The following is a 1,082-nucleotide window of genomic DNA, read 5'->3' as shown; positions in this document are numbered from 1 at the left end:
GGTCATTTCTCTGCAAGTTTACAAGCGCATCTTTTGAAAATGAATAAAACCATACTAATGTATAGGTTTTCATGAATCCTCCCCTACGTGTACTTTTATTCTTTTGCAAAGGAATTCATAAAAATTACTTGCGTAATATTCGCAATCGCCCAATGCAAGCATGACATAGAGTGGGCATTCACCATCCCGAAACTGCGTATAATCAAAGTAAAAGGTTTCATCAAAATCAGCATCACAAACGATAAGCTGTTCTGGTGTCGCAAAACCATCTTTTCTATCGAGTAAGTTTCGGTAAACAATATCACCAGCAGGAATACCTTCCCCGCAATCTCCATAAATGCTAAAAATTTCTTCGCCACCAATTTCTCCTCCTCCATATTTTTTTAAAAAAACTTTGTAAGACGATGTGAATTGTAAACCCAAAGCTTTCTCTGCCTTTTCAATCTGTAGATCATCTGTTTCATTCTCTTCATCATCTTCACTACCCAAATTAATAATATCACCATCATATTTATTCACTTTATCAATTAATACTGCAACATCAGCTAAGGTATAGGTTTTCATCAATTATTCTCCATAAATTATTTTATAAGTCTCTGTTTTTTCTCTTTTCATCAACCGTAGAGCATTATTGCCGATGCTCCTGTCCCCATCCGTTAAAATCTATCCCTATGATACCCCATTTCATATCGATTATTCCTCCTAAGTTACTGTTTTTTTGTTCTCCATACCCATTACCACGTTTATCCCAATATTCCTCTCTTTGCTTATCAAACTTTTTTCTCTCTATAAGTGATTGATGTGTTTTTGGATTAGCATGAATCACAGAAGTATATTTTTTATGAAATTCACGGCTAATCTCTGCTATCGGGCCCTCAGGGGTTTGCTTTAGGTGATGCAACTCAACAGGCCTGCCATCAAAACCTATAGGTGCTCTTCCTGTTTTCATTCTCTCAAGATTGGTGCCCCACACGTCTTTTTTGTTTACTCTCCATTTAACCCTTTGGTTAGGATCAAACAGGTCGTTTCTCTGATAAACTTTGTTTGTCTGACCAAATTTGCTATCGGTAAATTTAGTGGGT

1 protein-coding gene and 1 pseudogene are annotated in these 1,082 nt (G+C 36.4%); both read right to left on the bottom strand.

Annotated elements, in window-relative coordinates; genetic code table 11:
- Positions 1–75 precede the first annotated feature (75 nt).
- A pseudogene (locus GQO39_RS08610) lies at positions 76–564 on the bottom strand (SMI1/KNR4 family protein); the annotation flags it as partial.
- Between the two features lie 64 nt (positions 565–628).
- The coding region (locus tag GQO39_RS08605) for an HNH/ENDO VII family nuclease (RefSeq protein ID WP_246668565.1) at positions 629–1,082 on the bottom strand (454 nt) is incomplete at its 5' end.

Source organism: Bartonella refiksaydamii (assembly GCF_902652675.1).
GTDB classification, from domain to species: Bacteria; Pseudomonadota; Alphaproteobacteria; order Rhizobiales; family Rhizobiaceae; genus Bartonella; species Bartonella refiksaydamii.
The sequence above is the reverse complement of the archived record's forward strand: the minus strand, read 5'-3'. Positions and strand labels throughout refer to the sequence as shown.